The sequence below is a fragment of the Sphingomonas gei genome (assembly GCF_004792685.1).
In the GTDB taxonomy this organism is placed as follows: domain Bacteria; phylum Pseudomonadota; class Alphaproteobacteria; order Sphingomonadales; family Sphingomonadaceae; genus Sphingomonas; species Sphingomonas gei.
The window spans coordinates 175,728-188,619 of sequence record NZ_SRXT01000007.1; the positions used below are offsets into that span (position 1 = coordinate 175,728).

14 protein-coding genes and 1 tRNA gene are annotated in these 12,892 nt (G+C 65.7%); 5 read left to right on the forward strand and 10 right to left on the reverse strand.

Annotation, left to right across the window (positions count from 1 at the left end):
* Positions 1 to 169: 169 nt before the first annotated feature.
* The 3 genes from rpsA to aroA form a co-directional block, all read right to left on the reverse strand.
* Positions 170 to 1,885 (reverse strand): 30S ribosomal protein S1, encoded by a 1,716-nt coding sequence (gene rpsA, locus E5A73_RS17855; RefSeq protein WP_135965199.1) that lies wholly within the window; start codon positions 1,883 to 1,885, stop codon positions 170 to 172.
* Positions 1,886 to 2,825: 940 nt separating this feature from the next.
* Complete coding sequence (locus E5A73_RS17860; RefSeq protein ID WP_135965200.1) at positions 2,826 to 3,473, reverse strand: (d)CMP kinase; 648 nt, start codon at positions 3,471 to 3,473, stop codon at positions 2,826 to 2,828.
* Positions 3,470 to 4,801, reverse strand: a complete 1,332-nt coding sequence (gene aroA, locus E5A73_RS17865) for a 3-phosphoshikimate 1-carboxyvinyltransferase (protein ID WP_135965201.1) — start codon at positions 4,799 to 4,801, stop codon at positions 3,470 to 3,472. The genes E5A73_RS17860 and aroA overlap by 4 nt, the downstream gene beginning before the upstream one ends.
* 100 nt (positions 4,802 to 4,901) lie before the next feature.
* Between aroA and E5A73_RS17870 the strand changes: the two genes are divergently transcribed.
* Both E5A73_RS17870 and E5A73_RS17875 read left to right on the forward strand, forming a co-directional pair.
* Positions 4,902 to 5,222, forward strand: coding sequence for a TIGR02300 family protein (locus E5A73_RS17870; RefSeq protein ID WP_135965202.1), 321 nt, complete (start codon positions 4,902 to 4,904; stop codon positions 5,220 to 5,222).
* 88 nt (positions 5,223 to 5,310) lie between these two features.
* A tRNA-Ala gene (locus E5A73_RS17875) sits at positions 5,311 to 5,386 on the forward strand.
* Between the two features lie 42 nt (positions 5,387 to 5,428).
* On the opposite strand, the gene E5A73_RS17880 is transcribed toward E5A73_RS17875, so the two are convergent.
* Complete coding sequence (locus E5A73_RS17880; protein ID WP_135965203.1) at positions 5,429 to 6,229, reverse strand: hypothetical protein; 801 nt, start codon at positions 6,227 to 6,229, stop codon at positions 5,429 to 5,431.
* A 148-nt stretch (positions 6,230 to 6,377) separates the two neighbouring features.
* Here E5A73_RS17880 and E5A73_RS17885 point away from each other — a divergent pair, with 148 nt between their 5' ends.
* Positions 6,378 to 6,821 (forward strand): hypothetical protein, encoded by a 444-nt coding sequence (locus E5A73_RS17885; protein WP_206366531.1) that lies wholly within the window; start codon positions 6,378 to 6,380, stop codon positions 6,819 to 6,821.
* A 15-nt stretch (positions 6,822 to 6,836) separates the two neighbouring features.
* Here the strand turns inward: E5A73_RS17885 and E5A73_RS17890 are convergent, their stop codons facing one another.
* The 5 genes from E5A73_RS17890 to E5A73_RS17910 form a co-directional block, all read right to left on the reverse strand.
* Positions 6,837 to 7,940 (reverse strand): calcium:cation antiporter, encoded by a 1,104-nt coding sequence (locus E5A73_RS17890; protein ID WP_135965205.1) that lies wholly within the window; start codon positions 7,938 to 7,940, stop codon positions 6,837 to 6,839.
* Between the two features lie 33 nt (positions 7,941 to 7,973).
* Positions 7,974 to 8,207 (reverse strand): antitoxin Xre/MbcA/ParS toxin-binding domain-containing protein, encoded by a 234-nt coding sequence (locus tag E5A73_RS17895; RefSeq protein WP_168355974.1) that lies wholly within the window; start codon positions 8,205 to 8,207, stop codon positions 7,974 to 7,976.
* A 197-nt stretch (positions 8,208 to 8,404) separates the two neighbouring features.
* Positions 8,405 to 9,424 carry an extracellular catalytic domain type 1 short-chain-length polyhydroxyalkanoate depolymerase gene (locus tag E5A73_RS17900; protein ID WP_135965207.1) on the reverse strand — a complete coding sequence of 340 codons (1,020 nt, stop codon included), beginning with the start codon at positions 9,422 to 9,424 and terminating at the stop codon, positions 8,405 to 8,407.
* 20 nt (positions 9,425 to 9,444) lie between these two features.
* Positions 9,445 to 9,858, reverse strand: coding sequence for a CopG family transcriptional regulator (locus E5A73_RS17905; RefSeq protein WP_135965208.1), 414 nt, complete (start codon positions 9,856 to 9,858; stop codon positions 9,445 to 9,447).
* An 88-nt stretch (positions 9,859 to 9,946) separates the two neighbouring features.
* Positions 9,947 to 11,059 carry an FAD-dependent oxidoreductase gene (locus tag E5A73_RS17910; protein WP_206366532.1) on the reverse strand — a complete coding sequence of 371 codons (1,113 nt, stop codon included), beginning with the start codon at positions 11,057 to 11,059 and terminating at the stop codon, positions 9,947 to 9,949.
* A gap of 62 nt (positions 11,060 to 11,121) precedes the next feature.
* Between E5A73_RS17910 and E5A73_RS17915 the strand changes: the two genes are divergently transcribed.
* Positions 11,122 to 11,568, forward strand: coding sequence for a MarR family winged helix-turn-helix transcriptional regulator (locus E5A73_RS17915; RefSeq protein WP_135965210.1), 447 nt, complete (start codon positions 11,122 to 11,124; stop codon positions 11,566 to 11,568).
* A 245-nt stretch (positions 11,569 to 11,813) separates the two neighbouring features.
* Positions 11,814 to 12,062 carry a hypothetical protein gene (locus E5A73_RS17920; RefSeq protein ID WP_240700247.1) on the forward strand — a complete coding sequence of 83 codons (249 nt, stop codon included), beginning with the start codon at positions 11,814 to 11,816 and terminating at the stop codon, positions 12,060 to 12,062.
* 52 nt (positions 12,063 to 12,114) lie between these two features.
* Here the strand turns inward: E5A73_RS17920 and E5A73_RS17925 are convergent, their stop codons facing one another.
* Entirely contained in the window at positions 12,115 to 12,603 is a 489-nt protein-coding gene (locus tag E5A73_RS17925) for a Ros/MucR family transcriptional regulator (RefSeq protein WP_135965212.1), read from the reverse strand.
* Positions 12,604 to 12,892: the final 289 nt, after the last annotated feature.

Here is a 12,892-nt window from a genome sequence, read left to right on the forward strand (position 1 = left end):
GCACCCTCCCTTGGCACACGCGGACCGCGGTCGTCCGGCGCGGCTAGTCCCCAACGCAGCGACTGCTTAGCGCCGTTTCCCAACTTGCATCAACCCGAAGATTAACAGTTTAGGGGATTTATTTGAAACAACGAGGGGAAGCGGCCGAAACCGCTCCCCCAAAGCTGCGTCAGTTCTTCTCGTTGTTGCGGGCCTTGAGGGCCTCGCCGAGAATGTCGCCCAGCGACGCGCCCGAATCGGACGAGCCATATTGCTGCACGGCCTGCTTCTCTTCGGCGATCTGCATCGCCTTGACCGAGAAGGTCGGCTTCTTCGAACGATCGAAGCCGGTAACCATCGCGTCGAACTTCTGCGCGACCTGGAAGCGCTCGGGGCGCTGCTCGTCGCGGTCGCGGCCGAGATCGGTCCGCTTGATGAAGCCCGTCGCGCCGTCTTCGCCGACCTGAACCTCGAGGCCCGCATCGCGGACTTCGAGAACCGTGACGGTGACGACCTGGTTCTTGTTGAGCTTGTCGCCTTCGCCGGCAACCACGGCCGCCGAAGGACCGCCACGCTCGAGCTGCTTCATGCCGAGGCTGATGCGCTCCTTGTCGGGCTCGATCGCGAGCACCACTGCCTTAACGGTCTCGCCCTTGCGATGCAGGTTGAGCGCGTCCTCGCCCGAAATGCCCCAGGCGATGTCCGACATGTGAACCATGCCGTCGACGTCGTTGTCGAGGCCGATGAACAGGCCGAATTCGGTGGCGTTCTTGACTTCGCCTTCGACTTCGCTGCCGACCGGATGGGCTGCCGCGAAGGCCTCCCACGGGTTCGAGATCGCCTGCTTGAGGCCCAGCGAGATGCGGCGCTTCTCGGCGTCGACCTCGAGGACGACGACATCGACTTCCTGCGAAGTCGAGACGATCTTGCCCGGATGGACGTTCTTCTTGGTCCAGCTCATCTCGGAGACGTGGACGAGGCCCTCGATGCCCGCTTCGAGCTCGACGAACGCACCGTATTCGGTGATGTTGGTCACGCGGCCGGTGAGCTTCGCGCCGACCGGATACTTCTCGGCTGCACCATCCCACGGATCGCTCTCGAGCTGCTTCATGCCCAGGCTGATGCGCTGGGTGTCGCGGTTGATGCGGATGATCTGCACCTTCACCGTGTCGCCGATGTTGAGCACTTCGCTCGGATGGTTGACGCGCTTGTAGCTGAGATCGGTGACGTGGAGCAGGCCGTCGATGCCGCCGAGATCCACGAACGCACCGTAATCGGTGATGTTCTTGACGACGCCGTCGATCACCTGGCCCTCGGCCAGCGACAGGATCAGGCCCGAACGCTGCTCGGCGCGGGTTTCCTCGAGCACCGCGCGACGCGACACGACGATGTTGCCGCGCTTGCGATCCATCTTGAGGATCTGGAAGGGCTGGGGAATGTCCATCAGCGGCGTGACGTCGCGCACCGGGCGGATATCGACCTGCGAGCCGGGGAGGAAGGCCACCGCGCCCGAAAGGTCGACGGTGAAGCCGCCCTTGACGCGGCCGAAGATGACGCCCTCGACGCGCGCGGTCTTGGCGAATTCGGTTTCGAGCGTGTCCCAGGCGGCTTCGCGGCGGGCGCGGTCGCGGCTGAGCATCGCTTCGCCGTTCGCATTCTCGACGCGGTCGACATAGACCTGGACTTCGTCGCCGACCTTGAGATCGGCCTTCTGGCCCGGCGCGGCGAATTCGCGCAGCGGCACGCGGCCTTCGGACTTGAGGCCGACGTCGATGACCGCAAGGTCGTTCTCGATGCCGGTGACGGTGCCGACGACGACGCGGCCTTCAAAGCTTTCTGCGCCGCCGAGAGTTTGTTCGAGGAGCGCCGCGAAATCGTCGCGACTGGGGTTTGCCGTAGTGGCCATAAAAGTTCAGTTCCTAGTTCAATTTTTCCGGCCGGCCGGTTGTATCCGGCGGTCTTGAAAGGCCGAAATTGCCGCGGCGGCCGAATGCCGGTCGCGGCATCCATGCGGACGAGACAGGCGGAGGAGCTAGACGCGGTCGAATGCGAAAAGGGCGCGGGCGACTCAACGCGCCGCGCCATACCTCCGCAAGCAACGCTCGCAGAACGGGCGGGCCATAGCCGAAGCGGGGGGAAGAGGCAAGGCGGGGCGCGCGCTGCGACCGACCCGGAAGTGCGATCGCCAGATGCGATCGTCGGCGCGGTCGCCGAGCCCGAAGCTGCGGTGAGCAACCTCGGCGAAGCCATAGCGGGCGCAGCATCGAAAGTCACACCAAAGTCACACCATCGCGCACGTTCGCAGGGCTACGGATGTCAAAGGGCGCGTGGCAAGGCCACGGTTCATGCAAGCAGAGCAAATCCAACATTGCAAGCGACCTTCGACCGGATTTTGGTGGTTAGGTCCCGTTCAACGCACCCTGATGTTACCGCCGGCCTCGTGAATTTACCGAGGAACGCAAAAAGCCTGAGTCCGAGATGGCCCGCGGATTCGAGTGGGCGTATCAGGCGGCGGTGCGGTCTGCTTTCGGATCGCATCGCGAGCGCGCTGGCATGCACGGCCTGTCTTGTAGTCGATGCGCGTGATCGCGCTTCCATCAGAGATTATCAAAGTATGAGGACCCGGCCCGAACTGCGGGGTCTGGTCCCAAATCTCTGTGTCGCTTTGAAGGAGCAGGGCCAGGGTCAGCGCGATCATTCCAGCCTGTCCGGCGCATGCTTGTGCTTCGTCATCTTCGTTAGTCCTCGGCCCTGGCAAGCTTCTTAGTCAGCCATCGCATTGGAAAGGTGCACGCTTCTAGCAATGTGCGCAAACGAAGCCTCAGCCGTCGTACTAGTCCTCCGGCTCACGCCTGACCGGCCCCGCCGCCGGCGCCTCGCGTCCGTGCCTCGACCAGCGCAATCGCGCGCTGGATTGCGGCGTCGATCGACAGGAAGCTGGTGTCGAGCACCTGGGCATCCTCGGCCTGGCGCATCGGGGCTTCGGAGCGGTGCGAGTCGCGCTCGTCGCGCGTGCGGATGTCGGCAAGGACCTTGTCGAGGCTGGGGTTGGCGCCGTGTTTGCGCAGCTCGAGATGGCGCCGCTGCGCGCGGATTGTCGGCGTCGCCTTGACGAACAGCTTCGCGTCCGCGTCGGGCGCGATCACCGTGCCGATATCGCGACCGTCGAGCACCGCGCCGCCCGGCTGCTGCGCGAAGCTGCGCTGCCGCTCGAGCAAGGCTGCGCGAACCGGCGGGTGCGCCGAGACCACCGACGCTGCCTTGCCGACTTCGTCGGTGCGGAGCTCGGGATCGTCGAGCAGGCTGTCGGCAAAGCCGCAGGCGGCGAGCGCATCGGCCTCCGACGCCGGATCGCGCCCTTCACGCAGCACGCTGACCGCGACTGCGCGGTAGAGCAAGCCGGTATCGAGATGCGGCAGGCCGTAATGCCGCGCCAGTGCCCGCGCGATCGTGCCCTTGCCCGATGCCGCGGGTCCGTCGACGGCGATGATCATCGCGGCGTGCCCAGTGCGTCGAGCGTATGGAAGAAATCGGGATAGCTGGTCGCCACCGGGCTGGCGTCGTCGATGGTCACCGGCGCACGGACATGGAGCCCGGCGACGGTCATGCTCATCGCAATACGATGATCGAGCTTCGAGGCGATCTGTGCGTTGCCGGCAAGCGGTTCGCCGCCGGACCCGTGGATCGCAAGGCCATCTTCGAACTCCTCGGTATGCACCCCGGCGGCTTCGAGCGCGCTGCGCATCGTCGCGATCCGATCGGATTCCTTGACGCGCAATTCATGGGCGCCGCGTGCCACGGTGCGGCCTTGCGCGAACGATGCCGCGACGAACAGAATCGGATATTCGTCGATCATGCTCGGCGCGAGTTCGGGCGGCACTTCGATCGCGCGGAGCGGCGCATGGCGGACGCGCAGGTCGGCCACGGCCTCGCCGCCCACGTCGCGACGGTCGATCTCGGCGACGTCGGCGCCCATCAGCTTGAGCGCGGTGATCAGTCCGGTGCGCGTCGGGTTCATGCAGACGTTGCGGATCAATATCTCCGAGCCCGGCACGATCGACGCCGCGACCATCCAGAAGCCGGCCGAGGAGGGATCACCGGGCACCAGGATGTGCTGGGGCTTGAGCTCGGCCTCGCCGGTGATCGAGATGATCTTGCCCTGGGGCGCATCCTCCACGCTCAATTCGGCACCGAATCCGCGCAGCATCCGTTCGCTGTGATCGCGGGTCGACACCGGCTCGATGACCCGAGTGATTCCGGGAGTGTTGAGCCCGGCGAGCAGGATCGCCGACTTCACCTGCGCCGATGCGACGGGAAGACTATATTCGATCGGCACGGCGGGGTTCATGCCGCGCACCATCAGCGGCAGCCGCCCTCCCGGCGAAGCCGTGATGTCCGCGCCCATCCGCGACAGCGGCTCGATCACCCGACCCATTGGGCGGCCGGAGAGCGAGGCGTCGCCGGTGAAGGTCGCAGTGATCGCATGGCTCGCGACGAGCCCCATCAGCAGCCGGGTCGACGTCCCCGAATTGCCCATGTCGAGCGCGGTCTGGGGTTGGAGCAGCCCGCCCACGCCCACGCCGTGGACGCGCCACACGCCGTCGTCGCCGCGCGCCACGTCCGCCCCCATCGCCCGCATCGCCGCAGCGGTGGCGAGTACGTCCTCGCCCTCGAGCAGGCCCTCGATCCGGCTTTCGCCGACCGCCAACGCTGAAAACATCAGTGCGCGGTGGCTGATCGACTTGTCGCCGGGGACAGTTACGGTGCCGCGCAGCGGACCGCGCGCGGAGACGGTGAAGGGGCGAGGCTCAAGGTGCGACATTGCGCGCGGCTTTGACAGTCGCCTTGCGTCATGGCAAGGCGCGCCCCACTTCCGGGTCACACCCGAAATCCAAGATATTTTGAAAGGCAAGAGGCAACACATGGTGAAGCCGGAATGGGGCACCAAGCGCGCGTGCCCGAAGTGCGGAACGCGCTTCTACGATCTGACCAAGGACGAGCCGGTCACCTGCATCGCTTGTTCCTATGCGTGGGAGCCGGAGCCGATCCTCAAGTCGAAGCAGCCGCTGCCGTTCGAAGCGGCCAAAGCCAGCCCGGCCAAGCCGGAGGCAGTCGATTCCGATCTGGGTGACGAAGATCTGGACATCGCCGAGGACGAAGAGCCGTCGCCCGACGACGATGTCGATCTGGGCGGCGACGACGATCTCGGCGTCGAGACCGGCGGCGATAAGGACGAGCAGTAAGAGAATCGGTGGGGCAGGGGCGCATCCGGAAATGCGTCCTTGCCAAACCGGCAGAGCCCTTCTAATGGGCCTGCCTTCCCGGGGGTTTGGGGCCGTAGCTCAGCTGGGAGAGCGCTGCAATGGCATTGCAGAGGTCAGGGGTTCGATCCCCCTCGGCTCCACCATTCCCCCCGCCGGCCGCTTGATCCGCCAAGCCCGGCTCCGCATCAGCCGCGGGGGATGAAGAGGATGCGTTGCTCGATCTGATATTGCTCGACCAGCACATGCTCACCGGCTTCCAGCGGCTTTATCACGCGAACCGAATAACGCTTCTTGCCGAGCTTGCTCGCCTCGATAACGGCGCCGGCGATCTCGATCCGCGCCGGGCCGCCCGAGAATCGCACGGCGCGATGCGTGCCCGTGATCGCTATCGGCGCGTCGGCGGTGCCCAGCGCCTCATAGAAATGGTGCTGCCCAAGCAGCGGGTTCGATCCCGAGATGCAGAAGCCGAGCTGCAAGGCCTCCTCGGCTTCCGGCGGACCGATTTGATACCCGATCGGGTCGAACGTCAGCGCGACTCGCTTGGCGTCCGGATAGGGTAGCGCGGGAGCGAGACGGTCGGAGCGTGCTACCACGGCGTTGCCCTCCCAAAGCGTGTCGAAGCCCGCATTTCCGTCTTGATCGGCAAGGCAGAGCAACGCTGCCATCTTCTTCGGCTTGACGAGCCGGCAATAGACCGGCCCCTTGAAGCTCGCCCCGGCGGCGCGGTGCTCGAACAGGCGCGTACCGGCCGCCAGCAGCAGCGTTCCATCCGCCAGCTTGAGGTCGTGCGCAATCGTGGCGACCGATCGGTATCGCGCTTGCTGTGCGCCGAACATCGCGCCGGTGCTGGTTTCTTCGGGCACGGCATCGGCGGCCTCGCTGACCAGGATCGGCAGCTCCAAGCGCACATTGTCCTTCGGCGGCAACGCACTCGCGGCGGCCGCGGCGAACACTGGTGCGGCCAACCATGACAGAATGTTCCCCATTGCCGATCTTCCCCCCGGACTGGAGTCGTCGCTCCCGCCATGGGCATAATACATGCCGCGCGATCACATTATGCAAGGCGATTGGAAGATGCGGCTGTATCGAAGGCGCGAATAGCAGAACTGACGAAATGGACGAACACCGCCGATGTTGAGCAAGTTGCAACAGGCCGCGCTCAATCTGGAAGAGGCGCGCGGATTGCGCGCGTCGGGGGCCGGCTATCGCGAGATCGGCAGGAAGCTCGGCCTCAGCTCTGCCCAGCTCAGCCATATCCGACGGGCGCTGCGTCGTGAGAAGGCCGCCGGTACCCGCCTGAAGTCTGCGATGCCGGGAGCGACCAGCCGCGACCTGCCGGTCGCTCAGTCCGGTTTGCCGGCCGGGCTTCGCAAGAATCTGGTCAAATCCGGCTATCGAACGCTCGGCGATCTCGCGGACCGGGTTTCCGATCCTGCACTTCCGCGGATCGAGACGATCCCGGGGATAGGACCGCACAAGGCCGATCTGGTGAAGCGGCTGCTCGAATATTACGGTCTGCTCGCCGGCCGAAGCGACTTGCCGGCCGAGATCGAGCGCCTCTTTCCCGAATTCTTCTGACGGGCGCGCCGGCGCCTACGGGCTGAACACCAGCACCAGGAAGACGAAGAACAGCGACATATGGACCGCGCCTTCCAGCATGGTGGTGCGCGTGCCCGAGAAGGTCAGCGTGTTGAGCACCAGAGTCACCGCGAGCAGGACCATGTTGGCGGGGGAGACGCCCAGCACCACGGGCTGTCCCGTCGCGATCCCGATGAACAGCACCGCCGGCACCGTCAGGCCCAGCGTGGAGGTCGCCGCGCCGAGGCACAGGTTGATCGCGCGCGTCAGCTGATTGGCCGCCACTGCCTTCAGCGCCGCAATCCCCTCCGGAGTGAACACGATCAATGCGATGACGATACCGCCCAGCGCGGTCGGCGCCCCCAGCACGGCGATGCCGTGATCGAGCAGCTTGGCGAGGTCCTTCGACAGGATCACGATCGGCAGGATGTTGGCCACGAGTATGGCGATCCGCGCGCCGGTCGAGCCGGCTGCACGGGCGTGGTGCGGCAGCGGCGTTCCGACGTCGTCGCTCGCCTTTCCGCCGACCGCGACGAAGAAGCCGCGGTGCCTGCCGGTCTGGAGCCAGAGGAAGCCGCCGTAGAGCGCCATCGTGAACGCCGAGAAGAAGCCCGCCTGGAGCAGCGACAGCGTGCCGACCGCGCTGGATGTCGTGAAGTTGGGCAGCACCAGCGCGATCACGCTCAGCGGAATGATGACGGCGAGATAGGCAGTCGCGCCCTGCAGATTGTAGCTCTGCTGGTGGAAGCGCAAGCCGCCGACCAGAAGGCACAGCCCGACCACGCCGTTGAGCACGATCATCAGAACCGCGAACATCGTGTCGCGGCCGAGCGTCGGCACGTGCTTGTCGCCCAGCATGACCGCACCGATCAACGCCACTTCGATGATGACGATAGAGAGCGTGAGGACCAAGGTGCCAAGGGGCTCGCCGAGGCGCTCGGCCACTTCTTCGGCTTCGTGCACCACGCCGAACGCGGCCCACAGGATGATGCCGAGCAACCAGCCGAACAAAGCGACCGTCACCAGCGGATGCACCCCGACCAGCCGCATCGGATCGCCGAGCTGGACTGCTGCGACGGTTGCCCAGGCGGCTGCCATGCGCGCTGGCGGTAATTTCATCGTCTCTCCAGCCAAATCGTCAGCACGGCATCATCAGGCATCGCGCGCGGCGATCGCCTCCTCCACTGCGCGCAACCCCGCGTCGCTCGCGACGGCGAGGTCGATCGGCCGGCCGCCCAATCCTTCGTCATGGGTATTGAGAAACGCGACCGCGGCGCCCGGCTCGGGCATTTTTTCCCAGGCAAGTTGCGCCGCACGGCCCTGGCGCGCGGCTTCCTCGGCCGAAAGGCGCGGGCTGTCGAAGCGTTTCCGAAATTGCTTGTTCAATGTGTGGCTCCTCATCGATTGGCACTGATCCCGTAGGGCATCCGCCGCCGGGATCAGCGTTCCGCGCGCGACATGCGGACGGAGCCAGGAACCGAAAGGAGATATCGGCGCGCGCGCCTCAATGTCCGTCGCAGGCGCCGATAGCAGTGCTTATATGGTGGTCCGGTCCGCAATCGACAATGCGTCCGTCCCAGCCGTCAGGCGCGCTTCCGCTCCAGGAAGAAGCGCACCATCTCGTGCGACGCGTCCGGGCCGTTCGGATCGGCATAGGAGCCGGAGCGGTCGCCGCCCGACCAGGCATGCCCGGAACCGGCGATCGTCCATCGTTCGATCAGCACCCTGCCTTGCGGATCCGCGCTCGCTTCCCGGCGGTATGACCGTCCCGCGCTGCTGCCTTCGTCGACCCCGACGGTAAGCGGCACCCCGGCCGCGGCAGTGGCGGCGGCGACGATTTCCCGGCTGTTCACTTCATGCACGGTCGTGTCGCGGTCGCCATGGAAGGTGATGACCGGCACGAAGCGCTTGGCGCCGCGCGCCGTCGCCGCCTTGCCGCCACCGCGCTTCATCGCGGAAAGCGCGCTCGGAAGATCGCGCGCCGCGCCGCAGGCGAGGCCGGAATGGACGCCGACGGCGGCGTAGAGATCGGGATATTCCGACGCCATGATCGCCGCCGCGGCGCCGCCGGCGGAAAGCCCGGCGATATAGACTCTGTCCGCGTCGACGCCGTGCCGGGCGATCACTTCGCGCGTGATCGCCGCCAGGAGCGCCGGCTCGCCCTTGTCGCGTTGCTGGTCGCCCGGCTTGAACCAATTCCAGCATTTCTGCGCATTGGCGGTAGAGGATTGCTGCGGATAGGCGACCAGGAAGCCGAGTTCGTCGGCAAGGCGGTTCATCCCGGTGCCGCGCGCGAAATCCTCGGGCGATTGGGTGCAGCCGTGCAGCATGACGATCAACGGCATGCCGGCACTGGCCTGCGCCGGCCGGTACAGCCAATAGCCAATCGCACCCTCGCTTCCCTTATAAAGCTGCTCTTCGAACCGCGCGGCCTCGGGCACGCGCTCGGCCACGAGATCGATCGGATCGTTTTGCGGCGCGCGCACGGGCGCGGCCCGCGGCGCGCCGGGGTTGAGCGTCGACCGAAGCAGGGCGGCCGCTTCCATCAAATTGCCCGAGCGAGTCAGCCGAAGCGCCTCCGCCATCGAAGCCTGGAATGCCATCTGATTGTCCCTGATGATGTTCAAACGGTGCGGTCGGCGAGCGCGGCCTTGACCGCGGAACTCGCATGCAGCGCACCCAGAACGTGAAGCGATGAAATTGCCGAGTGCGCCAGCTCGGGCGAAACGTCCGCGGCGATCGTCGCGAGCCCGAGGACGCGGATGTCCAGGGTCTCGCCGGCGTCGCGGGCGGCTTCCAGCTGCGCACGCGAGAAGTGGCTGATCCCCAGTTCCAGCCGCCTGCGGACCACCGCTTTCTCGGCCGCCTCGCGGTGGCGGTCGAGCTGGTTGCGGATCGCGGTGCGAATGAAGTCGGTCCGGTTCGAGTAAAAGCCGTCCCGAACCAGCAGGTCGACATGGCCGAGATCGACATAGCCGAGATTGATGGTGATCTTCTCGCTGTCGCCCCGGGGCTTGATGTCATGCGCCTGCGGCATTGCGATCCTTACCATCCGTGTGGATGGTATATGGATGTCGAATCTTCGAGTTCAACCAGTCGGCGTCGAATTACAGGATCCGTTCGACTCAGGCCCCCGGATCGAGTGTCCGCTCCAGATAATGCTCCAGCACAGGCGCTGCGCCTTTCGACGAAAACGCGCCCGCCAGCCCCTGCGCGGCGCCTTCGGCGGCGGTTTCCCCGCGTGCCGCCATCACGCTTTCGAATTCGCTGACGGCCGGCCAGCCACCCGAACCCAATGCGTCCGCCAGGTCGACTGCGTCGGCGAGCGCAAGGTTCACCCCTTCGCCCGAAAAGGGCGACATCAGATGCGCAGCATCGCCGAGCAGGGTCAGTCCGGGCCGGCTGTCCCAGCGATGGCCGATCGGCAGCGCGTGGAGGGCGCGGACCGCGATGATTTCGCCGCTGTCGATGACCTGGGTCAGCGAGGGTGCCCAGCCTGCAAAGGCCTGTCGCAGCGCGGCGCGGACTTGCGCGGGTGGCAGCTTGCGCCAGTCCTGCGCCAGGGCTTCCGATATGCGGACCCCGGCATATCCGCGGATATGGCCATGCCCGTTCCTCTGGGTGATCAGCGCGCGATTGTCGCCCACCGCGAACATCTTCCCGCTTCCGGTCAGCGCGTCCACGGCGGGGTGGCGTTCGGTGTCGAAGCCGAGTTCGACCAAAGTCACGCCCTCATATTCCGGAACCGCGGTGCTGAGCAGCGGCCGGACGCGCGACCATCCGCCATCGGCGCCGACCACCCTGTCGAACCGCGCGCGAAAGCCGTCGCCGGCCACCGTCCACCCTTCGGCATCAGGCGCTATCTCGCGCACCAGGCTGCCCCAGCGCACCGTCCCGGGCGCGAGCGACTCGAGCAGGATCTGGCGAAGCGCGGTACGGTCTATCTCGGGGCGGTCGTCGCCCTGGCCATCGCGATCGTAGAGCAGGCTTCCGTCGACATCATATAGTCGGTCGCCCTGGTCCTCAGGCCGCGCGGCGGCGGCGAATTCCGCCGCCAGGCCCGCCAGCCTTATCGCGCGCTGACCGGTTTCGCCGTGCAGGTCGAGCGATCCGCCCTGCGGTCGCTCGCCGGCATGTGCATCGCGCTCGAACACCGTCGGCAAGCAGCCACGCAATTGCAGCAGCCGGGCCAGCATGAGTCCACCGGGACCGCCTCCGACGATAGCGACGCGTTCCATTGTCATTTCATCACCCCTCCGATACATAGGGTCCTATATAAAACAATATAGGACCCTATGCAATGGGCGAAGACGATTGGGATCCGCTGCGCCATCCGGGCCATTATTTCAGCCGCATTTCGCGCGGCCTGACTCGGGTCGGCGACGGGCGGCTACGGGAATTGGGCTTCGCCACCGCGCAGCTTCCGGTGCTGGCTGCGCTGAAGGACGGCGCACGGCTGTCGCAGAGCGAACTCGCGCGCTGGGCCAAGGTCGAGCAGCCCACCATGGCACAGATGCTCTCGCGGATGGAACGCGATGGCCTGATCCGGCGGGAGCCCGATCCGGAGGACCGGCGCTCAAGCCTGGTCTCGCTGACCGAGATCGCGCTCGAGCGGCTTCCGGCCGGGCGTGCCGTACTGCGCCAGGGCAATGCCGACATGACCAAGGGGTTGTCTCGGGACGAGGTGGATGCCCTCATTTCACTGCTGCGGCGCGTCCTCGCCAATGTCGAAGCGCTCGAGGCCTGATCCGGCTGTCGAGCGGGGCGCCGGCGAGCGAAGCGCCCGATGCAGGCCAGCCTGTTCCCCCACGTTGCCGCCGAAGCGGCGTGCGGCTAGGCGCAGTGCATGATGATCAAACTGGCAACCGGACCACGCATGCCCGTTCCCGAGAGCAATCGTCTGTGAATCCCGCAGATCTTTACGGGCGCCTCATCCTCTGGATCGGTGACGGTACGGGGGCGCCGGACACCGTCCTTCACATTCATGCCGGTATGGCGGTGCTGCTGGTCGTGCGGCTGCTCACCGGTCGGTCGCTTGCAACGCCCTGGCCGCTGCTCGCCGTGTACGCGGCCGAGCTTGGTAACGAGATCATGGATTATTTCGGACATGGTCGCGTCATGCCCGACACGTTGAGTGACGTGCTCAACACGGTGTTTTGGCCAACGGTGCTGTTCATCGGTTTGCGGGTCAGGCGCGCGCGCGAAGCGCGTCCGTCACGCCGCCACGACGCGCTGCGATAATCACGGAGCGACGGTTGGTGCCGCGCGATCGACCGCGCGGCACCTTGGTCGTTCAGGCGGTTTTGGCGCGGCCGCGCGGCGCAGCCGTTGCCGGTGCAGTCTGCGAACGGGCAGCGCGACCCTTCGCGCCGAGGCCGATCTTCTTCGCCATCGCGCGGCGCTGTTCCGAATAGCTCTCGGCGACCATCGGATAATCGGGCTTGAGGTTGTACCGCCGACGATAGTCCTCGGGGGTCATGCCGTGCGTCGAGAGATGGCGGCGCAGCGTGCGATACGGCTTGCCGTCTATCATCGAGAGGATGTGATCCTTCGATGCGAGCGATTTGCGCACCGATACCGCCGGCGAAAACTCCTGCCCGGCGCTGGCATCTTCCGTCTCGCTCGCGGCTGCGCCGCCGGCAAGCTCAGTTACCGTGGCGTGCATCGCCCGCAGGAAGGTCGGCACGTCCTCTCCCGACACGCGATTGTTCTGGTTTCCCAGCCACGCGATCGTCAACTCGGTCGCTAGTTCGACTGCGTTGAGGGTGTTTTCTTCCGACATGGGCGACTCCTTATCATTGTTTGCGACTGCAATTCTCTGCGTCGCGGCGGCACCATAGAGAAACATCGCGGTCTGTCGACTACATGCGTTGGCTTTTTTCACTTTTATCGTGACTGTTCTGAACCACACAAATTCCCAGTTCCGGAACTTAACCCCCATTCAGCTGATCTGCTCGAGACGTTTGGTCAAACTCGCCACGCAATAAATCCAGCAGTTTAGAAGGCGACTCTGCCCTTTGAAGAATGCTTCTGAACGCGGGGAGGTGCCGGGCATGACGGCAGCATGGCTC